Here is a 22,550-nt window from a genome sequence, read left to right as displayed (position 1 = left end):
CTTGCCGTCCTTTCCCCCGGGGACGCCTCCTCCACTAGGGGCTGTCCCGCGACACCCGACTACCCACGGCACACGGTTGCGCAAGGCTCCCTTTCCTGTGCACCGCGCGCGCAAGGTACAAGGCCCCTACGCGCACATGCCTGGGCAACTTCAGCGCTGGCCCGACCATCTCGACATGCGACTACATGACGCACTTCTAGGTCTTTGCTTGATTTCAGCGATGGGGCTGGTCCTATGGCCCTTTTTCCATGCGGCATCCTTTGACGACTGGGGCCCAATAGCCCTCATCCTGGAAATTGGGATGTGTAGTGCGTTGAACGTACTGGGAGCGAATGGTCGTTAGCCTATCGCTGACGTACGTACGGGGAACCCCCACATCATTGATATTTTCAACCGGAGATTGAGTTGCTACGAGGCAACAAGGACGAAGTGTTCGTTCGCCAAGCCCTTGAGCAGGCAGATTACGCGTGTGGTCGATGGATCGCTAACCAGCGACTCTTCGACAAGCCGCCAGATTCAGAACTAGCACCACAGGCAAAAGCAGCAATCGTTACTGCCGTAGCGATCTACGTCGAGACGGCGCGGATTGACCAAAAGGAGATCCAAAGCGCTCTCGACATCAAGACGGTCAATGACGCCAAATCGTTAATTGACCGTCTTCATCCCTTGGCGTTCGGCGGCTGGAGTGGCGTAAGGTAATGCCAGCCAAAGGGGGCACGCACGAGTGGCAGCCGACTTTCCACATTAATTCAGGAATGTACGCGCTGCCACGGCGACCGCCTAACCGTGGCTCTCAGTCGCGTCATGCCCCACTGGAGCCGGGGCATTCTTCCATCCTCCCCCCAACGCTTCAAAGAGATTAACCTGCAATCTCGCGACTTGCGACTGGGATGCAGCCAAAGCCATCTCGTTCTGAATCACGTCGCGGTCGGCATACAGACTGGAAAGGTAAGGAAGTCGTCCTCCTTGATACAGTTGACGGTGCTCGCTTGCAACCGCAGCAGCCTGGTCGCGAGCTCTTCGCAGTCGTACGTTGCGGTCAAGTTCATTGACGTAGGCATCCATGGCAGACTGTGTTTCTTCTAGCGCCCGCAGCACCGTCCCGTCGAAATGAGCCAGGGCGGCATCTGCCCCCGCCTCCATCGCATGGATTCGCGGCCGCACGCCATTAGTAGGAAAAGTCCAAGTTACGAGGGAACCGAAGCCCCAATGCACAGTAGGGCCGGTACCGAGGTCGGACAGAAGGCCGGTCACCCCAGCCGAAGCCCCAATACGGATGGACGGGTAGAGATCCGCCGTTGCGACCCCAATGCGCGCCGTAGCTGAGGCCAGTTCCCGTTCCGCTTGGCGCAAATCTGGCCGTCGGCGCAGTAATGATGCACCGTCACCCACAGGGATTGCCTGGCGCAGTACCGGCAACTCGTGACACTGTCCCAGGTGATGCGAGCTGGCCCCGGGAGTTTCGCCTAGTATCACCGATAGCCGGTACTCCGCCGCCGCCTGCCTCGTCTTGAACATTGGCAAGCTGGCGCTTATTTTCTCTACCTCCGATTGAGATTGGAAGGCATCGCTTGGCTGGCTTCGCCCCGCCGCAACCAGGCGCTTTGCAACCGCTACGGCCTTTTCCTGTAACGCAAGCTGGCGCTGTGCAACATCAAGTTCCTGAGCCGCGGCGCAGCCCTCCACGTATGCCCGTACAGTCTGCGCGACGACACCGACTCGGGCCGCATCGAGTGCTGCCTGACTTGCTTCAGCACTCGCCAACGCAGCCTCGTCGGCTCGAGCCAGCTTCCCGAAGAAGTCCACAAGATAGGAGACCTTGATGCCATAGTCTCCGAGATTAAAGACAGGCACCTTCTCTTTCAGCAGGACACTTTCGCCTGCGAGCTGGGCTCGCTCGGTGTTTGCCGAGATACCGCCTTGCACGAGGTTCTCCGATTCCACCTCGTGGTAGTTGGCGATCGCTCGACGTAAGTTGGCCGCCGCCACCCGAAGGTCGGTGTTGGCAGTGAGCGCTTGTTGCACAAGAGCGTTGAGCTTCTCGTCGTCATACAGCCGCCACCAATCGTCCGGGACTCTCGCGGCCGAAACGGCGGGGTTATCGCTGCCGACCAGTGCCGCGCTCGCGTGAGGATCCTTCACAATCGCGCTAGCAGGAACAGAATAATCGGGGCCAACTGTCATGCAGCCAGATAGCGCCAACAGCGCTGCAACAGAAAGTACTGACCGGAAAGTCGAGTTCTTCATTGCGCCTTCTCCGTACTAGCGGTAGCCGGGCCCACCGACACGGGAGCCTGGAGGCTTCGTATGGTTACGGTGGCCGTACGACCAGAAACCAGCCGGACGTCGCCCGGCACGTCCCGCAACACAACCCGAACCGGGATTCGTTGTGCCAGCCGAACCCAGTTAAAGGTGGGATTTACGTTGGGTAGAAGATTCGACCCCGTAACCCGGTCACGGTCTTCAATGCCGGCGGACACACTTTGCACCGTTCCCCTTAAGGTCCCGCTCTCGCCCATCAGGTGAACATCAGCAGGATCCCCCACATGAATTCGGGGAAGCTTTGTTTCTTCGAAGTAGCCCTCGACATAGAGCGATCCGCTATCGACCATTGAAAGCGCCGGCTTTCCGGTGCTGACGTAGTCTCCCAGTCGTGGCATCCTGTCATTGAGATATCCGTCAACCGGCGCGATAACGTGGGAGCGGGTCAGATTTAGGCGCGCCAGGTCCAGTGCAGATTTTGCGAGAGCGACAGCTGCTTCGCCCTCCTCTACCCGTGCTTGCGTGCTCTCGGTTGCCTCGGTAGCAACCACGTCAGACAACAGGCGATTTCGCGCGTGTTCGCGCTTCGCCTGTGCGAGTGTCGCCTGCCGTGCAGCCAGCGTCGCTTCCGCTTGCTTCAATGCCAACGTAAAGCGGTCCGGATCGATGACAAATAGGACATCGCCGCGCCGGACCTGGGCATTATCCTTTACCAGGACTTGTGTAACGAGACCAGACACATCAGGGGAAACTTGAACAACATCGGCCCGTACATGACCATCGCGGGTCCATGGCGCCGCTGTGTAGTAATCCCACAAATGCTGGCCGACGACCGCTGCTCCGGCAACGGCAATCAATGTCAAAGTCGCCGAGCCGACTTTACGAAACTTTGTCTTCATGTTGAAGGCTAACGTGTGAGGGCAACCATGCCGCCCAGGACCACTAGATAGATCGAGAAATTGAACAAAGACCGGTGCCAGACGACACGGTAGAAGCCGACGCGATGAAGTACGCCACGCAGACACGCCGTGAGAGCGAGCGCAAGTAACATCGATATCAGCAGGCTGGGCACAAACACTCCGTAGACGTCAATCTCACTGTTCAGCATGAGGTCCCTCTCTGTTGCGACGTAGTCATTGCTGTCGTAATTTCCGAACCAATCCTTCTCATCTCGGCACGCCGCGTATCCGGAAGCAATGCCAATCGCAGGCTTACGACCGACGTCATTGCTTTGCGGGACGCCACATCTGACTGGGCAGCCAGGGCTTGAAACGCGGCATCGACACGCATTTCAAAGTCTTCGCGTACTGGCAATGCATGCCCGCTTTCGATTCGAGCGCTGAAGTTTCGGCTCATCGAGTGCAATAGGCGGACAACTGGTCGCCGCACCGACTTCGGAAGCTCATTAAGTTGATCCTGCAGCGCCAACAAACTGAAGCCCGCCTGGAGGTCCCTAAATCCGGCTGACTCCTGACCGCGACCGGCCAGGCGGGGAGCCAAGCGGAAGAATCGATCGAGCATCAAACCGGGCAACTTTGGATGCGTCGACAGCATTCTTCGATCGGCTGCTGCCGCCAGGTCCCGCCAACTAGCGCGGATCCAGCGCTGCGTCACAACATGAGACCCGAATGGGCGCATCACTAACACGGAGATTGGAGCGAACAGCATGGCAGCGAACGTTGCCAGACTGGCATTGAATATGTCGATGAACTGCGCCTCGTAAATGCTCTGCACGCTTGAAAACGATGCAGAGTTGACTGAAAGAAGCACTGAAAAAACGTTGAATCCTGGACGGGGAATCAGAGCTCCGATGCCAAGAAAAGGGATTGCCAGCATGCCTACTAGGCTGCCAAAATCGTGCGCATACGGCAGAACCGCAAATTGATAGAACCACGAGACGAGCAGGCACACGCCGCTGCATTTCACGAAGCCCCATGCGAGTTTGTGGGGGTCATCTGCCGTTGCGAAGAAGCTGCAAGTAAGCGCTGCCAATCCGACCGCACCCGCGCCGTCGATCCAGCCCGAGAAGATCCAGATGAGTCCAGCGGCCAGAACAGCGAGACTGGCAGAGCCGGAATAGAAGGCCGCCAGGCCGTGATCGTGTGCAAAGTCACGTTCCGCGGCCGATTCTGCCGTCTTCAGTTCTGGCATATCCGTAGATGCCGAGTGCGCCCCGACTCGTTCTTGTAAGGCCCGACAGTCCTCCCACAGGTCTCCAAGCGTCTTTAGCTGTTGACCCGCTGTTTCGACCAGGCCACAACGCCATGCACAATCACCAGAGTGCGGCTGCATACCAACGCTCGGCCGGTGCTCCGCCGAGGATGACTTACACTGAATCCAGTCATTCGTAGACACAACATGTTGAGCAAGCCATTCGGGAACACCTTCAGGATGAACTCTTAGAGCATTCAAAACTTCTTCCAGTGACGCCAGTACTGGAAGAAGCATGCTCATCCGCGCTTGCAAAGATCGAGCATTCCCCACGGCACCAGGATGCTCCGTGTCGTACCCAAGCTGCACAATCAGATGATCAAACGCAAGGATGTCCGCCGCAAGCTGAGACCGACCAGATGGCTTGCTGTGCTTAGCAGCCTCGACCGGTGACAGCGTTTCACCAGCCCATCGCGATGCATCGTCCAGCCACCCGTCAACCTTCGCAAGCAGGACGCTTGACACCTTCTCCGGAAAGAACAAGGATCCGACGACGCTTGCACAGACAATGCCGATGACAATCTCTTCGACGCGCGCCAACGCCACGTCGAATACCTCTGTGGGTTGAGTGACGGTAGGCAAGGCGACGATCGGCAGCGTGTACGCGGCAAGCAGGAATACATAGGCACGCGGTGTGCGCTCTATCAACGAAACGTAGAGCAACACGCCGGTCCATAGCGAGATCGCGGCCATCAGTATGACCGGCTCGTTAACCAACATCGGCACCAAGAAAACAGCAGCCGCCGCACCAAGGACCGTACCTGCGACTCGGTACAATCCTTTGGACCGCGTTGCGCCAGTTAGCGGATTTGAGACCAAGTAGACCGTGGCCATCGCCCAATATGGGCGAGGCAGGCCCAGTGCAAGCGCAATGTAAAGCGCCAGCATTGCAGCCCCAAACACTTTGGCGGAGAAAAGCCACTGCTTAGCAGTGGGCCATAGAGACATTTCAGTTACCTGCCTTGCTTCGGTTACGCGATAACTCAAGCCAGAGCTGCGTTGCATGCTTCTGCACGAACTGCTCCACGCCGGAATCGATATGCAAACCCGACGTTCCGGTACGAACAAACGCGCGCAATTTCGCTATGCGCGCCTTACTGCGAGTTGCACACCGCATCTCCGTTACCAATGCAACGTCGATGCGGTGCGCACCACCTAGTGATATCAGTGGTAACCGTCTCCGTGCCTGACCTTGCCACGGAAGACGTAGTACGACCAGAAGGTGTAGGTCAAAATTACCGGTACGATGAACAGGGTTCCGACCAGAGCGAACCCTTGGCTTTGAGGTGGCGAAGACGCCTGCCAGAACGAAACCGTCGGCGGGATGATGTTCGGCCATACACTAATTGCGAGTCCGGTGTATCCGAGGAACACAAGCAGCAGCGCGTACAGGAACGGGGAGATATTCGGCTCGCCACCAAGGGACTTCATAAGCTTCCATACAGCGAAGCAAACTAACAGCGGAACCGGCAGGAAGTAGTAGAGATTCGGCAGTGCGAACCAGCGCGCCGCGATCTCACTGTGAGTCAATGGCGTCCAAATGCTGACTGCGACGACCGTGGCAAGCATGAGTCCGGTCAGCACCCTGGCGAGCCCAACCACCCGGCGCTGCAGCGAACCTTCTGTCTTCATGACCAGCCATGCACTTCCTAGAAATGCATAGGCGACGACCACGCCGAAGCCGGTGAAGATGGAGAACGGCGAAATCCAATCAAGTGCACCGCCCAAGTACGAATGGCCGTCCGTCGGAATACCATCAATGTAGGCACCGAGGGTTACACCCTGGAAAAACGTGGCAATCAGAGAGCCCCAGATGAATGCCTTGTCCCAGATATGCCGACTTCGGTCGCTCGCCTTGAACCTAAATTCGAAGGCCACGCCTCGGAAGATCAGTCCGAGAAGCATAAGCACCAGCGGAATGTAGAGAGCACTCAAAACCACCGCGTACGCGACCGGAAACGCACCGAGCAGCGCAGCGCCGCCCAAGACCAGCCAGGTTTCATTGCCATCCCACACAGGGGCGACCGTATTCATCATGACATCGCGGTCACGACGGTCACCGATGAACGGGAAAAGTATGCCGATACCCAGGTCAAATCCGTCCATGATGATGTACATCATCACGCCAAAGAAAATCACGAGGGCCCAGATGAGAGGTAGGTCAATACCCATGTCGATTCACCTTTCTGTGTTCTGAAACGCTGTGGCAGTCGAAGGAGCTGTGGCCGCAGAGACGGGGCGCATCGGTTGATGCGCACTGCCTGCTCCGCCTTGAGGAGCACCACCATGTCCTCCCGCGTCCGGCCCCTTCTTGACGAGCTTCAGCATGTAGCCAATACCGATACCGAATACCAGGAAGTACACGACCACAAATGCTCCGAGCGATGCCGCCAGCGGTGCAATCTCATGTCGGGATACGGCGTCCGTCGTACGCATCAGCCCATACACCACCCACGGCTGCCGGCCAATTTCGGTCGTAAACCAGCCCGCTAGCAGAGCGATCAGTCCCGTAGGGCCCATCAATACGGCGAACTTCAGAAACGCACGCGAATTGAAGACGACATCCTTACGTCGCAGAACCATGCCGAGCAAGCCGAACAAGATCATCAGCACACCCAGGCCCACCATGACCCGGAACGAGAAGAACAGAATGGTCGAATTGGGTCGGTCGGCCTTCGGGAAATCCTTCAAGCCCTTAATTTGACCGTCAAGCGTATGGGTCAGAATCAAGCTACCCAAACGAGGAATCTCAATGGCATACCGTGTTTCCTCTCGCTCCATGTCTGGAATACCAAACACGATGAGAGGAAAACCATTCTTGTCGTCCTTGGAAGCGGTCGTCCAATGCCCTTCGACGGCCGCAATCTTCGCCGGCTGATGCTCGAGCGTGTTGAGTCCGTGCGCGTCACCGACCACTGCTTGCAGCGGTGCGACAATCAGCACCATCCACAACGACATCGAGAGCATCTTGCGGACCGCCGGTGAGCGGTTTCCCTTTAGCAGTTGCCATGCTCCAGATGCTGCTACGAACAGCGCAGTGGACAGAAACGCTGCAATTCCCATATGCGCAAGGCGGTACGGGAACGACGGATTGAAGATCACTGCCAGCCAATCAGTCGGGACTACGCGGCCATTCAGAATCTCGTAGCCGGCAGGCGTTTGCATCCAGCTATTCGATGCAAGGATCCAGGTGGCGGAGATGAGCGTTCCAACGGCCACCATGACTGTCGCAAGGAAGTGCAAGCCGGGTCCGACGCGATTCCAGCCAAACAGCATGACGCCGAGAAAGCCTGCTTCCAGGAAGAACGCCGTAAGGACTTCATACGTCAGCAGCGGTCCTGTAATGCCGCCCGCGAACTCTGAGAAGAAGCTCCAGTTAGTGCCGAACTGATACGCCATCACGAGGCCCGAGACGACACCCATACCGAAGTTCAGCGCGAAAATCTTGATCCAGAAATGGAACAGGTTCTGGTAGACGGGATTTTTGGTGCGCAACCAACAAGCTTCGAGGATCGCGAGGAAGCTTGCCAAGCCTATCGTGATCGCTGGGAAGATGATGTGAAATGAAACTGTAAATGCGAACTGGATGCGCGCAAGATCCAGCGCTGTAAGTCCGTGCATCGTAATGCTCTCCGTAGTGTTGGCTTCGGGCTATTGCCGCGAAGTGCCAGGTTGCGAAGGACTTCGCCCTGTCACCCTGCGCAGAGTAGGGAATTCGCAGCACTTCAGAGAGATACAGTTTTGGAAGAATCCTCTCAGTTCAGTCGTAACGGTGCTCCAAACGCTCCGTTGTCTCACTAGAATGCGTTGCAACAGGTTCGAGGCGTTTGTTGCCAAGCGAGCCAGGTTCGAGACTTTGGAGCAACGAGATGAACAACGACCGCCCGATTTACATGGACTACAGTGCGACGACACCGATGGATCCACGTGTCGTACAAGCCATGCTGCCTTTCATGCTTGAGCACTTCGGGAACCCTGCGTCAAGAAGTCACGTGTACGGGTGGACTGCCGAGCAAGCCGTTGAATCTGCCCGGGCGCAGGTCGCCGAGCTACTGAATGCCGATCCGCGGGAGATTGTCTGGACCTCCGGAGCCACGGAAGGAAACAATCTCGCTATCAAGGGTGCAGCGCACTTTCTCAAAACACGGGGGCGCCATGTTGTCACCGTGAAGACTGAACACAAGTCGGTGCTCGACACCTGTCGCGAACTGGAGCGTGAAGGCTTCGAGGTGACCTACCTCGACGTCCAGGCCGATGGACTAGTCGATTTGCAGCAACTGCGCAATGCGTTGCGACCAGACACAGTGTTGGTGTCCGTCATGATGGTCAACAACGAAACAGGCGTGATTCAACCTGTTGAAGAGATTGGGGAGCTATGTCGGTCCGCAGGAGTCCTGTACCACTGCGATGCGGTTCAGGCCGCCGGCAAAATCCCCATTGATCTGACGACTCTTAAGGCCGACCTTTTGACCGTGACGGCGCACAAGGCGTACGGTCCGAAGGGAATTGGTGCACTGTATGTTCGCCGCAAACCTCGAGTCCGCCTAGAAGCGCAGATGCACGGCGGTGGCCACGAGAGAGGTATGCGCTCGGGCACCTTGCCTACGCATCAGATCGTCGGAATGGGCGAGGCATTCCGGCTTGCTCGACTCGAACTTGCAGAGGAAGCCGCCCGCGTCGGCGCGCTTCGCGACAAGCTGATGAAAGGTCTGTTTGCAATCAATGAGACCTACCTCAATGGCAGCATGGAGCAGCGCGTGCCAAACAACCTCAATGTGAGTTTCAACTTTGTCGAAGGCGAATCACTCATCATGGGTATCAAGGGTGTCGCAGTGTCTTCAGGCTCTGCCTGTACTTCCGCATCGTTGGAGCCGTCATACGTCCTGCGTGCGCTCGGCCGTAGCGACGAACTCGCACACAGCTCCATTCGATTCACGCTTGGGCGGTTCACAACTGAGGAAGAGGTAGATGCAGTTGTTGAGATGCTGCGGACGACGGTCGACAAGCTACGCGCGTTGAGCCCGCTCTGGGAAATGCACCAGGACGGCGTGGACGTCGCAGCAGTTCAGTGGGCTAGCCACTGAAGACGGCGGCCGCCTTCGAGCGCGCCGTTCCCTCGCTCAACTGAGTCAGGAAACGGCGCCCTGCTGCAACCACTTCCGGGTTACCAGTCATCTGGTAGCGGACAATCATCCCTTCGATGCACAGCATCGCTTCCTCGGCCAACGCGCTTGGCCGGCTATGCCCCAGCCTCGTCGCGACCTGCTCGACATACGCCCGTAGCGCTTCCTTGTGGGCCATCGCCTTTCGCACAAGTCCGTCGTCGTCCTGAGCACCAGTTTCGGCCACGACATTGATGAACGTGCACCCTCGGTAGCTCTCCGTCTCGAACCAATTTTCCAAGACATCGGCGAACACTGCCATCACAGGGTTGGCTGTTAACGACGCCTCCACCTCTTCGACGAACCACCGCATCCAAGCATCGTGTCGTTCATCCAGCACTGCGAGAATCAACGCATGCTTGGATTCAAAGTGCCTATAGAGCGACATTTTAGCCACTCCGGATTCAGCGATGATGCGATCGATACCGGTCGCGCGAAAGCCGTCTCGGGCGAAGAGCCTTGCGGCAACGTCGAGGATACGGGCTCTCGGGGAGAGCTTTGCGGCTTCAGACATACCCTGCTTCCAAATTAAAGTCCGCTCGAGTATAGCCAATACAGACCTGTCTTGCTCATTTCTTTTTGTGGACAAATATCGACTTTCGGGAAACGTCATCGATGTTCCTTGACAGACAGACCTGTATCTATTAAAAAGAGACAGGTCTGTATCTTTCAGCTACCGAGGGGAGCCCAGCAATGAACACGACGACGACATCCATTGTGGAAGTGGAAACCGAAAGCTCTGCCAGCCAATCAGCGGCGCCTTTGTATCAGCGGTTGGCGAACATCATTGAACAGTCCGTCGACCAGGGCATTTTGCGGGCGGGCGACAAGATTCCCTCGGTTCGCCAGGCAAGTCAGCAGCACCGATTGAGCATTTCGACAGTCTTGCGCGCCTACCTTCTGCTTGAAAGTCGCGGGATCATCGAGAGTCGTCCCCAATCTGGCTACTTTGTTCGCGCGCGCATATCCGGTCCGGCAGTGATGGTCGAGCAGACACAACAGCCAGTCCCGGAGGACGTCGATGTCGCTCAGCTTATGCTGTCGACGCTGCGGGCTATCCAGTCAGATGACGCTTTGCCGCTCGGCTCGCCGTATCCCAGCCCTGCACTGTTACCGTGTCAGCGCATTGCACAGTACGCAAGCATCCGCGCTCGGCGCCATTCCAACGGGACGCTCCTCGACGACCTCCCCCCTGGAAACCCTTCTTTCATCCGTCAATTGGCTCGGCGGTATCTTGAAAACGGTCAGCAAGTTGACCAAAGCGAAATCATCGTCACCCTTGGCGCGACCGAGGCGCTGCGACTGTGCCTCCAGGCCGTGGCCAGGCCGGGCGATGCGGTCATCGTGGAGTCACCGTGCTACTACGGCATGCTCGAAACGATCAAGCAGCACGGCATGCGCGCTATTGAAGTGCCTTGCGATACCACAGGCAGCATCGATATGGCGGCACTTGCAGCGGTTGTCGCAACTGAGCGCGTCGCTGCGTGCATGCTGACCGCGAACTTCCAGAACCCACTCGGCCGTCAGATGCCCGAGGAGAAGAAGCGCGAATTGGTGGAATATCTCACGCAACGAGACATTCCCATCATAGAGAACGACGAATACGGTGAGCTCTACTTCGGGGCTCGGCATCCCACCTCACTGAAGTCCTATGACACTCGTGGTCTAGTTTTGCATTGCAGCTCGTTTTCGCGATGCTTGACCCACCGCCATCGTATCGGATGGGCGATGCCTGGGCGGTTTCGGGAAAAAGTCGAAAAACTCAAGTTCCTGAGCACCGTGACCACGCCTGCCAACGTTCAGCTCGCCCTCACTGAGTATCTACGCAACGATGGCTACGATCACCATCTCCGTCGCATGCGTAAGTCGCTCGCGCAGAACGCCAACATCATGCGGGCGGCGGTCCAGCGCTTCTTTCCCCAAGGGACGACGGTTTCTGCCCCGGGGGGAGGTTACGTGCTCTGGATTGAATTGCCGCCTGGAGCAAACTCACTCGCACTTTACCGAGATGCCCTTGCCTGCGGCATCACCATCGCACCAGGACGTCTCTTCGGCTCGGACCATCAATTCAATCGCCACATCCGCCTGAATTTCAGCAACGAATGGACGCCCGAGTATGAGGCCGCGATCCGAACGCTTGGTCAACTCGCTTCGGCTGGAATTCGCACACCCATCGCTGCTTGAACGTAAAACTTCGCTTCGCCTAGGTCTACGACACGCCATGACGTTAGCTCAATCCCACGCAAAAAAGGCGCTTGTGCCATTCCCACCCTTCACAGCTGCGATGCCACCATCCCACAGCTTCTGTACGGAAACGGGAAGCCTTCCCCCAGAAGACGTTGACCAACTCTTTGAGTCGAACGCCACGGATTTCATCGTTTCACGATGGCAGGCCACGGGCGGTGACTGTCAATTGCATGACGCGACAACGGATCGCGGACACCTGACGATCACCCTCTATCTAAAACGGACGAGCATGGATTACTGGCGCGGCCAGCATCTTATTCACTCCGGCCGGGTGGCAGCGGGCTCAATCCTGGTGTCACGCCTCGGACAATCGACTCGGATTCGGCTACACGACTCCTGCGACGTACTTCATCTTCACGTCAACAGAAGCGCAATGGAGCGATATGGGCTACAAGAAACCCCAAAAATGCCATGTCAAAGCCTTCTAGTTGACTCTGCGATCGAAAGGCTTGGCCAAGCACTGCTTCAGTCCGACGAGCCAATCGATACCGGAACAGTCTACGTACACAGTCTGTGCGCAGCTATCGCCACTCGCGTGTTCGGACTTCTGACCGCGGGATATCAACGCGCCAATCGATCTGCGGCGGCGCCCCTTCCCGCGTGGCGACTACGTAAGGCAACGGAATACATTGATGCCAACCTGGCCGAGACCATCAAGCTCGAACACGTTGCCGATGCAGCTGGCCTGACAAGGATGCACTTCGCAGCACAGTTCCGCGCCGCAACTGGACAAAGGCCTCACGACTACCTGTTGCGTCGCCGTATCGAGAAGGCTCAGGAACTGCTTGAGAACAGCACCACGCCCATCGCACAAGTTGCTCTTGAGGTCGGCTTCCAGACGCAGGCGCACTTCGCCAGCGTTTTCAAGCGGTTCGCCGGCGAAACACCGTCGCGATGGCGATGCCAGGCTCAAAACACGGGCAGCGTTAGTCCAACTTTGGCCGCGACTGTTCTGTAAGGAATGCTGGATCTTTGTATGCGAAGGGGTATCGCTCTCTCCCCTACCATTTCACTCACAGTACGACGCCAAGGGATCGCAGCACAGGTTGATGAAAGTGACTGCGACCCTCGGCAAGGCTGTTCCCCTATGCACCACTTGTAAGGATAAGCATTATGAAAACCGCCACCCTCTCCGTCCTGCTCTCATCGCTCATTGTGAGCGCAGCGGCACTCGTGATTTCGCCAGCCCATGCACAAGGCGCTGATTCCATGCTGCACCACACGAAGTACGACACGTTCACCGACGGCGCACACGGTATCGGCCGTCCCGATCCCTACACGGATGGTGCTCGTGATGTGCGCAGTCCCCGTGACCCGTACTCCGAGGGTGCTCGCGACATCAAGAGCCCGCGCGATCCGTACACGGACGGCGCTCGCGACATCAAGGGCGCGCGTGATCCCTTTACGGATGGCGCGCGTGCTGGCAGCGGCCAGATTGCAGGAATGGACCGCACGGGTGTCTCTGCGCCTCCGGGATATAGCCTGGAGCAAGCCGACTTCGCGGCCTAAAGAAATTCCGTAGTGGTCTCGGCGCGAATGGTTGCCGTGAAATAGCGGCTCTCGATAACCGAGGCGCTTACGGCCGGATAGTGGCCGAAATGAGGTTCGAGAGCGTGGAGAATGTCGCTGGTCAAGTGCACCCTGCTTCGAACCAGGACTTGAGCAGATGGTCCGACTAAGCAGTCCAATGCAATGGCTACTGGACCAATTCAGGTCTAGGTCCAACGTGTCCTCGAAGGTCGAGCAAACGCGACTGGACCCCACGAAGCGCAATGGAAGAATCCTTGCTTCTGAGAACGGCAATGATGCCGTTCTCAGCGTAGTAGTTTTACTCCTGGATCAGGAACCGCTCCGGACGCTTACCCAACCATGCCGGCGCGCGACCACGGCCAGACCATGTCTTTCCCGTCTTCGGGTCCATATACTTGGCGGGTAGCGGCTGCCGAGTAGCAGTCACGTTCTTGCCATCTGCCGGCGGACGGCCACGTCGGGGACGGGGCGCCACATCTTCGACCGACAATCCATATTCGGTCATCAGATTGCGAATGGTCTCGATTACACCCGCTACTTCGCTTGCACGAGCCTCCGCTAGCTTAGTCTCCAGCGCTTCTTTTTGTGCAATGAGTTCCTTGTACGTTGCCATCCCCATCTCCTCGCTTGAAACAGAAATTACGTAGAGAGCCACCCCTCTTTAGAGGCATTCTACAACTGTATTACCAGATTTTCCGAAAATGAGTATCGGCATTCGATGCTGCGATCCGTTTGTCAGCTTGATAACCGACGGCGAAGAATCCTTGGTGTGGGAGGCGGTTAGGCGTTTTCCGTGCTGGCAAAGAAGATTCGGCAGCTTCCGCCGTATCGGTGCAAAAACCTAGAAAGATGTCTAGACAATACAAACGTGCGGCCACCAGTACCATCGACGTTGTCGAGGGGTGCGAATTCCCTTTGGACCCAATGGTCTTTGCACTGATATCAACACTTCAAGAATACCGCGCTGCGGGAGTTCCTGTCGTCGCAATCGACACGCTAGCCTACCGAGCGCATCTTTCAACGAACAAGGCCGACGCCTTCCTGTCATCGTTGCAGGACGTTGGTGCGGTAGTACTTCTACGGCCTCGCGGCCGACGACCAACTGCCGCCGTGACAACGTATGGGCTGGAGCTATTACAGCCTTGACGCCAATGAGGTTGGAGGGCTACGCCCCCCAACCTCCCACTACCAAAATTCAGAATAGCCAACGAGAGAAGTCGTAATACGGAAAAACTTCGTGGTCACATCCCTTGTGTTGCGATGACACACGTACAAGCCCCGTCGACTCGCCCAAGCTAGATAGCGATTTCTCACCTTGTAGCAATTGCACCTCGATCCGATTCTTCGAGGGACCTAGAGTCGATTGTCGAACTCGTAGGAACTCATCTTGCTGGCTCTTTCCGCCCCGCCTCTCCGCTAAGCTAACGTAGGTAATGGGTGGAAAAACTTCCGTTCTTCCCTGCTGCTTTCGAAGCATTGGCGTCACTAGCAATGCAAACGTTGCGTACGCGTCCACGGGATTGCCAGGTAGGCAGACAACCGGTTTCCCTAGCAGCTTACCGACAGCGACGGGTTTTCCGGGCGTCATATCCACCTTCTGGAATAAGAGAGCGCCGCCCGCCGAAAGTAGAGACGAACAAGCGAGATCCTTTGTGCCTCCTGACATGCCGCCGGTGACCAAGACTACGTCGACCTCATCTGCTAGCTCCGTCATGGCCGTCCGTAGCGCTAGCTCGCAGTCGGGAACGTGACGCCGACTCTTCACAACAGCACCCATCGCCTCGACAAGAGACTCGAACATCGGACCGTTAACATCGTGCACCTGGTGCCGCGCTGGCATCTCCTCATGCACAGCCACCTCATTGCCCGTCGTTACCAGGCCGACTTCCAGCAGACGGACGACTTGAAGCTCTTCGACACCTTGCGAAGAAAGCGCCGCAATATGTCCTGGGGAAAGGATAGTGCCTGCCTTCGCCAGGAGCGTTCCGGCGACGACATCCTCTCCTTGTCGACAAATATTGGCCCCCTCCTCGGGTACATCCAACACACGGATATCCTGAGGCGCTATCACCACGCATTCGTCCGACACTACGGTATCTGCGCCTAATGGCACCAGCGAACCGGTGAAAACACGGATGGCATGACCAGGACGAAGCGCTTCGGGTTCCGTACCCGCAAAGCACACCTGTTGCAGCGTCAGGCATGCGTTATCGCAGCAGTCCGCAGCGCGGATGGCGTACCCGTCCCGCGAACATTTGTCAGCCGAAGGCAAGTCGGCGCGCGCCACGACATCTGTAGCCAGAACTCGCCCTGTGGCTACCCCGATCCAGATACGGTCGGCTTCCTGGATAACGTCAACACTGTTCGCAAATAGGATTTGCGCGGAATCGAATTTCAGCATACGAGTCGCCCCTTCTCCAATGCAGTAGCAAAGTTGCAAGGGCGCGTCGTGCCGTCGAGTTGCGGGCCGATGATATGCCGCCACGCCGTCTCGCACGAGTCTTCTGAGCCTGGCAGATTGAAGATGACTCGCCCGTTCGCAACGCCAGCCACAGCACGCGACTGGATAGCAGACGTCCCCACCAGCTGAAACGAAATTGAGCGGAATAGCTCGCCGAATCCGCTGATTTCGCGGTCGAATAATGGCAAGACGGCTTCAGGCACGCAATTCTTCGAGGAGAACCCCGTGCCCCCGTTGGTCAGAATGACTTGTACGGTTGGGTCCACGATCCAGTCACTTAGAACACGCCGAATGACATACTTGTTCGCACCAGACATCTCGCGTCGCGTGCAACGATGCCCTTCATCTTCGAGCAATCTCACTAAGAGATCACCGGAAGTATCCGATGCCGGCGTTCGACTATCGCTCACCGTCAAAACGGCACAAGCCAAGGATTGCTTCTGAGTTGTCACCATGCTTCTGATGCGTGAAAGGTCTGAAAAAAGAAGAGCTGCTCGAGAGGCTTGTCGGCCCACGGACTCATCGGGGATAGCGTGGTAGCTCGCGCGTCGCCATCACTCTGGCTGACCGCCAGTTCCCGATGACGCCATGCTGCGTCATCCGAACCATTTGTCCGGCCGGAGGTTCACCAGTCCTTATCGTAGAAGGCCATCGAACTCGCAATGAGCACAGTTCCACAAACGGCTTACAGCAACAGTCCCTCCAACCTAAGAACGCGGCTGTGTTGCCAGTACAACTTAGGAACTGTGTCCGATTAGCACGTTGGGGACGCTCTAGTCTTTCGGACGTCGAAGACGACTCCCGCCACGGCGACGCCACGTGGTTTCACGCTGGTATTGCTCATCCTTCCTAGGGGGCTCGTCCAATTCTGCAGACGTTGGCGCTTCGCACGCATTCTCTGCGGGCCTTAGTGCAAGATCGCCCCTAGTAATGAAAATTTCCGCAAAACCTCTCCACAATCGACGCCACCGAATCAGAATCGTCGCTATGCTGACCGCCTCCAGTGTTTCCGCTGTCGGTCCGTTCGCCGCTCAAGCTCAGGAATCCACAACCCTCCCGGAGGTCGTTGTAGAGGGAGGCCCCCCGCAGCCCAGTTTCTCGTCGGAAGCTGCGTATCTAGGCGCGCTTGGAGAGCGTCCCCTCCTGGACGCCCCCTACTCAGTCCAAGTGGTCGGGCAAGAACTCATCGAAAATCAACAGTTGCACAGCGTCAGGGAAGCGCTTCGCTACATTCCCTCGGTACAAGGTGAAAATGTTCGGCCCCAGACTCGCGGAATGCAGGGCTCCGTCGTTCAGAACACACGAATTGACGGCCTCAATGTTGCCGGCACCACCGACTACCCCATTGAGCAGTTTGATCATATTGAGGTGTTGAATGGATTGTCAGGCGCACTGTATGGACCGGCAAACCCTGCTGGTACGTTCAACTATGTGCAGAAGCGCCCGACGGAAGAGACGCTACGCGAGTTGACGGTCGAATATGCTAGTTCGACATCTCAGCGCACGCACGTCGATTTGGGCGGACGCTTTGGAGTTGATAAGCAGTTCGGTTACCGCCTCAATCTAATGGAACAAGCCGGAGCGAGTTATGTTGCCGATAGTTCGCTCAACAGACGCCTTGGTAGCCTCGCACTCGAAGCGAAGATTACCCCTAGCACTACTGCCGAATTCACCGCCAGCACGTACCACTACACCACTACTGGCTTACCGGGTACGTTCGCAGTAAAAAAGGGAATTGCACTACCCACGGCACCTGACCCTACCCGAGCGGGATACGGTCAGCCTTATGCTGGGGACAACAACATCATTAATACCGTCGGCGGGCGACTGACACATGATCTTGGTAGCGGCTGGCATGTCAAAGCGGCCGTGCAATGGCAATCTAGCGACCGTAACTCAACGGTTCCAACCAACACCATAACGAGCCTCAAAGGGAACTACACAACTACGGCGGCAACCACTACCTACAGTTTGGACAAGGTTCTAAGTAACGCCGTTTCGTTGGACGGATCCTTTCGTACGGGGCAGGTGCGCCATGACGTGACTTTAGCCACCAATGGCTTCGCGTGGGACCGTTACACGCCTTACAAGACGGGGGCTATCAACTTGGGAAGCGCCACGCTGAGCGACCCGAAGATATTCCCCGAGCCGTCCTGGCCTGATTTTGCGAGCCGATTCCACTCGGTACACTCGACTCAGCAGTCGATCACCTTTGCGGACACAGCCACCTTCAGTTCGCAATGGTCGGCTATTGTGGCACTGAGCCAGAGCTGGATTGCCAGCAAAAGCTTCAACAAGCAAGGGATGCAGACAAGTCAGTACTCAGCCACGGGCACCAGCCCGGCATTCAGCCTGATGTACAAGCCCAAAAACAACGTTACGACCTATCTGTCGTATGCGAATAGCATCCAGCAAGGCGACATTGCGCCGGCGGGTACAGCCAATTCCGGCGAGAATCTCGCCCCCTACCGAAGCAAACAATGGGAATTGGGGGTCAAGGCGAAGCTAGCCGCCGTCAACGCTTCTGCTGCGATCTTCCAGATCCGTCGTCCTCTCGCGTACATCGGCTCGAACAATCGATATGCGGTGCAGGGGGATCAAATCAATCGCGGGCTGGAACTATCCGCCGACGCCGTGCTGTTTAGGGACCTTTCCGTCCTGGCATCCGTTGCGTTGCTAGACCCAGTCCTTTCGCGGGGCAATGGCGCAGTTGGGCGGCCAGTGCTGGGCATCGCCCATGCAGTTGCCAACTTACTCGCGGAATACCGATTTGCTGCCGTCCCAGGACTGGCTGCAAATGTTGATGTCAATTATATGAGCCGCCGGCCTACCGACAATGTAGGAGCAAACTCCTCCGGTTCGTTCGCGATCGTGAACCTCGGTCTTCGGTACCGAGCGCGATTGCTCAGAGCACACGCGACTTGGCGATTGACAGTCAACAACGTGGGGAATCGCCACTACTGGGCGAACATCGCACCAACGGGACAGAATGGTTATAACGGAACGGACGGGACAACAGCACAGCTTGGCGAGCCTCGAACCGTTCGGGCTTCTTTAATGTTCAGCTTCTGAGATGCTGACAGTGCTCAGAGCCATCCGCCCGATTGTGGCGCTTGTTGTGTACACAATGCTTGCCAGCACTTCGTCGGAAGCCCAAACGCTTACGGTGTACGCCGCGGGAAGCCTAAGAGGCGCCTTATCTGCTATCCAGTCGGCGTACACCGCTCAAACAGGTGTGAAGTTTTCCGATGTGTATGGCCCCGCTGGCTTGCTAGGAGACCGAATCTTGAGCGGCGACAGGGTGGATCTGTTCGTCTCGGCCAATCTTGCCCATCCGCAGCGCTTGGCGACGGCGGGAATTGCCGGTCCAGCGACGGTTTTTGCGCGAAACCGAATGTGTGCGTACACCTTATGGCGTCAGGATATCGCTGAAGACAATCTGCTGGAGAAGCTTCTGGATCAGGAGATTTCAGTCGGGACATCCACTCCCGGGAGCGATCCAGGCGGCGACTATGCTTGGGAAGTCTTCCGGAATGCCGGTGACGTGATACCTGGCTCCGAAGAGATCCTGATAAACAAGGCCAAACAGCTTGTGGGCGGAAAGACGTCCTTGACGGCCTCACAGGGTGCTGGCCCAGTCAGCACTCTTCTGCGCACCGGCGTCGTGGACGTATTTCTTGGCTACTGTAGTCGTCGCACCAGGCCCGAGGATCCCTCTACGAGAGCCCTTGCTCTCCCGCCGGAACTTGCAGTCACGGCGCAGTACGCAGTCACAGTGCTGAAGGGTTCGTCTCCTCCAGCAGAGCGATTCGCGGCGTATCTTTCTACCCCGGAAGCGCAGCAGATTCTATCGGAGTTTGGCTTCTTGAGAATCAAACCCTGATTCCACAGTTCGGCGAGGAGCTTACCTTCCCTAAGAACGGCACAGTTCCTAACGAGCTTTTCGAACAAACTGTATTCATTGCCTCCCTGAAACATGAACTACTTTGGAGGGGTCTTCGATTTCCCTTGTTCGGGCTACGCCTAGCGCAATAGCGCACCGAGGGTTCGGAGCAGCCTGCGGCGTCCTACCCGCGGGTTCCACAGAGTGCAATTGCAACCGAACTTGATATGTCCGTTTCCCAAAATCGCATCTTGCTCCACACGGCTGAATCCGCTCCGGAAGGCAGCCGGCCGTTCGTCTCCAAAGTCATTGAAAACAATGGCTTTCTGCCAAATCTCATCGCTGCCTTGGCAAACGCTCCGGCAGCTTTGGAAACTTACCTAACCGTTTCCGAGATCAACAGTCGTGCGTCGCTGACACTGGCCGAACGCGAGACTGTCCAAATCACCGCGGCAGCCACCCATGGTTGCGGATTCTGCGTGGCAGGTCATACAGCAGTTGCCAATAAGAAGGCGAAGATGAACGCCGCAGATGTCGACGCTCTTCGCAAGCAAGTCGACCTTGCCGACACGAAACTGCAGGCCGTTGCCGTCTTCACTCGAGCGGTGATCCGTCACCGCGGTGCCGTTCTGGACGAGGAATTGGCTGCTTTTCTTAATGCAGGCTTTACGCAATCTCAGGCCCTGGAAGTCGTTTTGGGCGTAAGCCTTGCCACCCTCTGCAACTTCGGCAACAACTTGGCACAAGTACCACTGAACCCGGAGCTTGACGCCTACCGTTGGAATCCTTCTGCCTAATCAATCATGAACCTCCTTAGCGTCGAACTAACGGCATGGCTGGCAGCCAACGCCGAAGAACTTGATTCCCATGCTGGCAAGGCGCAGGAGGTTCTGCCACGGCTTGCCGAAGCGAATTTGTTCAGGATAGGGGTGCCTGCGAATCTTGGGGGGGACGGTCGAGAGCTCGATGCTGCTGTCGAGTGCATCGCTCAAGTCGCCGAGTACTCGCAAACCGCCGCCTTTGTTCTCTGGGCGCAACGCTCATTCGTCGAATATGTGTTGCAGAGTGGAAACAAGACGTTGGGAGGCAGGTGCCTGTCCCAATTGCTGGAGGGCAGCGTCGCGGGCGCAACTGGACTGTCCAATGCGATGAAGTTCATTGGCGGCACCGAAAGCTTACAGATCACGGTGCAAGGGCGGCTCGATGGCTGGACAGCGAACGGGAACGTGCCGTGGGCAACCAATCTCCATCCTGCCGGTTTTCTGCTGGCAGTGGCCGCTATCAACAACGAGTCCGGCATCCCAGGGGTGTATGTGGTCCCTTTTCCGTCAGAAGGGCTTCAACGTAGTGCAGATCTGGATCTTGTAGGACTAAGAGGGAGCAATACCGCCTCTGCCAAACTGGACAATGTCCCGATCGCAAGGGAGTGGCTCATCGCGGAGGATGCGCGCACCTTCCTGCCTCGCGTCAGACCGGCCTTCCTGGCGCTGCAGTGTGGCCTCGCCATTGGCTTGGCTAGGCGAAGCCTTGATGAAGCCCGACGGAAAACGAAGGCAGGCACTGTTTTGGCAAGCGACATTGCGAAGGTTGAATTACAACTGCTCAGCGCCCGAGCAAACATGCTGGAAGGCCTTGCCCGTGGGCATTTTTCCAAGGATGCTCGCAACCTGTTTGGCATTCGCATTGAACTCCCTGAACTAGCCATTGCTGCTGTTCAGGCGGAACTTCGCGCTCGGGGTGGCTCCGCATATATGGTCGGCCGCAACGAGGGCTTCTCTCGCCGTTTGCGCGAAGCCGCGTTTCTGCCAATCGTTACGCCCAGCCTGGCCCAGATCAAGGAAGAACTCGCGAAGAAGGAATTGCGGCAAGACGCTCTCGAAAGCGTTGCAGGAAATTAGACCCTGACCAGCCTCCCCCGGGGGGGGGGCGATCGGATCGCCAGTACATAGCAGTTATATCCTGCAAATTGACCATCACTCGACGCCGTTAGAAGCTCTCCCCCTACCGCCACAAAATATTGACATTGGAGCGCTTTCCTCAATAAAACGAATACAATCGCAGGCGAGTAGTGTTTAGAGATGACTGTCGATGAGCATTCGCCCCGGCGTGACGCAGGACTTTTACAAGAGGGGACTTACGTCCGACCAGAAGCTTCAGTGGAAATTGGTTACATGGTGCGTATCCCTTCTGGCTTCGTGGCTAATAATGAAGACAGGATATCGCGTGCTGGACTTCGCCATCTCAGCGACATGCGCGCTAGTTGCCATGTTGGTCATCGAGAGTCAGCGCTCATACTCTGACTATTCCCGCAGAACCAGGAAGCTGGCCGTGACAGTCGCGATTGTTATCGCAAGATGGGGCATCTGCGTACTTGGAGTTGCCTACTTTGCGATCGCCGCCGTCATAGCGATAGGTAAGACCTTGATTGGCGCTCCATCGCTGGACAAGCTGCCACCTGTTATGCAGGTTGTATTCCTCGTGGCATTTATCAGCATGTCGATTTCCCACAGTATCGGGATCTCTCGCCGTCTTGGATTCGAGCAGTTGGTGTCGAATCTCCCCACAGCAAAGCTCAAAGCGTTGCTCGTCAGACGGAGATTTGTCGCATATGACCTCCGTACCTTTGTTGTCTTTGAGTTTGGCGTTGTGGCGGCCACCTATCTCTATGCATCGATAGCTGCGGGCTTGGCGATGGACATTATCGACTTGATTAAGGCTTAGCGAAGTAGTGGTGAGGAAGGCAAGACGGAAGTCGTCCGTCTTCTCCTTCCCGCCAAAGCTTGCACACCCCTTT

The 22,550-nt window shown here is 56.9% G+C and carries 20 protein-coding genes; 10 read left to right on the top strand and 10 right to left on the bottom strand.

The genetic code is table 11. The features are described 5' to 3' along the window. Positions 1-405 precede the first annotated feature (405 nt). Positions 406-699 carry a hypothetical protein gene (locus AC24R4_RS00540; protein ID WP_487521922.1) on the top strand — a complete coding sequence of 98 codons (294 nt, stop codon included), beginning with the start codon at positions 406-408 and terminating at the stop codon, positions 697-699. Between the two features lie 81 nt (positions 700-780). Here the strand turns inward: AC24R4_RS00540 and AC24R4_RS00535 are convergent, their stop codons facing one another. The 6 genes from AC24R4_RS00535 to AC24R4_RS00510 form a co-directional block, all read right to left on the bottom strand. Further along, positions 781-2,247: an efflux transporter outer membrane subunit gene (locus tag AC24R4_RS00535; RefSeq protein ID WP_487521921.1), complete on the bottom strand. Its 1,467-nt coding sequence runs from the start codon at positions 2,245-2,247 to the stop codon at positions 781-783. Further along, positions 2,244-3,161 carry an efflux RND transporter periplasmic adaptor subunit gene (locus tag AC24R4_RS00530; RefSeq protein ID WP_487521920.1) on the bottom strand — a complete coding sequence of 306 codons (918 nt, stop codon included), beginning with the start codon at positions 3,159-3,161 and terminating at the stop codon, positions 2,244-2,246. Before AC24R4_RS00530 ends, AC24R4_RS00535 begins: the two co-directional genes overlap by 4 nt. 8 nt (positions 3,162-3,169) lie before the next feature. Beyond that, positions 3,170-3,370: a DUF1656 domain-containing protein gene (locus tag AC24R4_RS00525; protein WP_487521919.1), complete on the bottom strand. Its 201-nt coding sequence runs from the start codon at positions 3,368-3,370 to the stop codon at positions 3,170-3,172. Further along, positions 3,364-5,478, bottom strand: a complete 2,115-nt coding sequence (locus AC24R4_RS00520; protein WP_487521918.1) for an FUSC family protein — start codon at positions 5,476-5,478, stop codon at positions 3,364-3,366. Before AC24R4_RS00520 ends, AC24R4_RS00525 begins: the two co-directional genes overlap by 7 nt. Before the next feature lie 159 nt (positions 5,479-5,637). Next, complete coding sequence (cydB, locus tag AC24R4_RS00515; RefSeq protein ID WP_487521917.1) at positions 5,638-6,645, bottom strand: cytochrome d ubiquinol oxidase subunit II; 1,008 nt, start codon at positions 6,643-6,645, stop codon at positions 5,638-5,640. Between the two features lie 6 nt (positions 6,646-6,651). After that, complete coding sequence (locus AC24R4_RS00510) at positions 6,652-8,094, bottom strand: cytochrome ubiquinol oxidase subunit I (protein WP_487521916.1); 1,443 nt, start codon at positions 8,092-8,094, stop codon at positions 6,652-6,654. Positions 8,095-8,342: 248 nt separating this feature from the next. Between AC24R4_RS00510 and AC24R4_RS00505 the strand changes: the two genes are divergently transcribed. Beyond that, a complete protein-coding gene (locus tag AC24R4_RS00505; protein ID WP_487521915.1) occupies positions 8,343-9,557 on the top strand; it encodes an IscS subfamily cysteine desulfurase in 1,215 nt (404 codons plus the stop codon). Here the strand turns inward: AC24R4_RS00505 and AC24R4_RS00500 are convergent. Further along, a complete protein-coding gene (locus tag AC24R4_RS00500; protein ID WP_487522954.1) occupies positions 9,547-10,149 on the bottom strand; it encodes a TetR/AcrR family transcriptional regulator in 603 nt (200 codons plus the stop codon). The two genes, AC24R4_RS00505 and AC24R4_RS00500, sit on opposite strands and share 11 nt — an antisense overlap. Positions 10,150-10,328: 179 nt before the next feature. On the opposite strand from AC24R4_RS00500, the gene AC24R4_RS00495 reads away from it, so the two are divergent. The 3 genes from AC24R4_RS00495 to AC24R4_RS00485 all read left to right on the top strand — a co-directional run bounded on the left by AC24R4_RS00495 (position 10,329) and on the right by AC24R4_RS00485 (position 13,391). Further along, positions 10,329-11,819: an aminotransferase-like domain-containing protein gene (locus AC24R4_RS00495; RefSeq protein ID WP_487521914.1), complete on the top strand. Its 1,491-nt coding sequence runs from the start codon at positions 10,329-10,331 to the stop codon at positions 11,817-11,819. A 37-nt stretch (positions 11,820-11,856) separates the two neighbouring features. Beyond that, positions 11,857-12,840 carry a helix-turn-helix domain-containing protein gene (locus tag AC24R4_RS00490; RefSeq protein ID WP_487521913.1) on the top strand — a complete coding sequence of 328 codons (984 nt, stop codon included), beginning with the start codon at positions 11,857-11,859 and terminating at the stop codon, positions 12,838-12,840. A gap of 155 nt (positions 12,841-12,995) precedes the next feature. Continuing rightward, positions 12,996-13,391 carry a copper resistance protein CopQ gene (locus AC24R4_RS00485; RefSeq protein WP_487521912.1) on the top strand — a complete coding sequence of 132 codons (396 nt, stop codon included), beginning with the start codon at positions 12,996-12,998 and terminating at the stop codon, positions 13,389-13,391. Positions 13,392-13,710: 319 nt separating this feature from the next. Here AC24R4_RS00485 and AC24R4_RS00480 read toward each other — a convergent pair whose 3' ends face one another. The 3 genes from AC24R4_RS00480 to AC24R4_RS00470 all read right to left on the bottom strand — a co-directional run bounded on the left by AC24R4_RS00480 (position 13,711) and on the right by AC24R4_RS00470 (position 16,328). After that, positions 13,711-14,025, bottom strand: a complete 315-nt coding sequence (locus tag AC24R4_RS00480; RefSeq protein WP_487521911.1) for an H-NS histone family protein — start codon at positions 14,023-14,025, stop codon at positions 13,711-13,713. Between the two features lie 582 nt (positions 14,026-14,607). Next, positions 14,608-15,813: a molybdopterin molybdotransferase MoeA gene (locus AC24R4_RS00475; protein WP_487521910.1), complete on the bottom strand. Its 1,206-nt coding sequence runs from the start codon at positions 15,811-15,813 to the stop codon at positions 14,608-14,610. Next, complete coding sequence (locus AC24R4_RS00470; RefSeq protein ID WP_487521909.1) at positions 15,807-16,328, bottom strand: molybdenum cofactor synthesis domain-containing protein; 522 nt, start codon at positions 16,326-16,328, stop codon at positions 15,807-15,809. Before AC24R4_RS00470 ends, AC24R4_RS00475 begins: the two co-directional genes overlap by 7 nt. A gap of 532 nt (positions 16,329-16,860) precedes the next feature. On the opposite strand from AC24R4_RS00470, the gene AC24R4_RS00465 reads away from it, so the two are divergent. The 5 genes from AC24R4_RS00465 (at position 16,861) to AC24R4_RS00445 (ending at position 22,477) form a co-directional block, all read left to right on the top strand. Next, positions 16,861-18,945: a TonB-dependent siderophore receptor gene (locus AC24R4_RS00465; protein ID WP_487521908.1), complete on the top strand. Its 2,085-nt coding sequence runs from the start codon at positions 16,861-16,863 to the stop codon at positions 18,943-18,945. Between the two features lies 1 nt (position 18,946). Continuing rightward, positions 18,947-19,756: a molybdate ABC transporter substrate-binding protein gene (gene modA, locus AC24R4_RS00460; RefSeq protein ID WP_487521907.1), complete on the top strand. Its 810-nt coding sequence runs from the start codon at positions 18,947-18,949 to the stop codon at positions 19,754-19,756. Positions 19,757-19,983: 227 nt separating this feature from the next. Continuing rightward, a complete protein-coding gene (locus AC24R4_RS00455) occupies positions 19,984-20,553 on the top strand; it encodes a carboxymuconolactone decarboxylase family protein (protein WP_487521906.1) in 570 nt (189 codons plus the stop codon). 6 nt (positions 20,554-20,559) lie between these two features. Beyond that, complete coding sequence (locus AC24R4_RS00450; RefSeq protein ID WP_487521905.1) at positions 20,560-21,654, top strand: acyl-CoA dehydrogenase family protein; 1,095 nt, start codon at positions 20,560-20,562, stop codon at positions 21,652-21,654. 190 nt (positions 21,655-21,844) lie between these two features. Next, positions 21,845-22,477 (top strand): hypothetical protein, encoded by a 633-nt coding sequence (locus AC24R4_RS00445; protein ID WP_487521904.1) that lies wholly within the window; start codon positions 21,845-21,847, stop codon positions 22,475-22,477. The last annotated feature ends 73 nt before the right edge of the window (positions 22,478-22,550 follow it).

It is taken from the genome of Cupriavidus sp. CER-90 (assembly GCF_057652055.1).
This window is presented reverse-complemented; position numbering and strand designations above follow the sequence as displayed.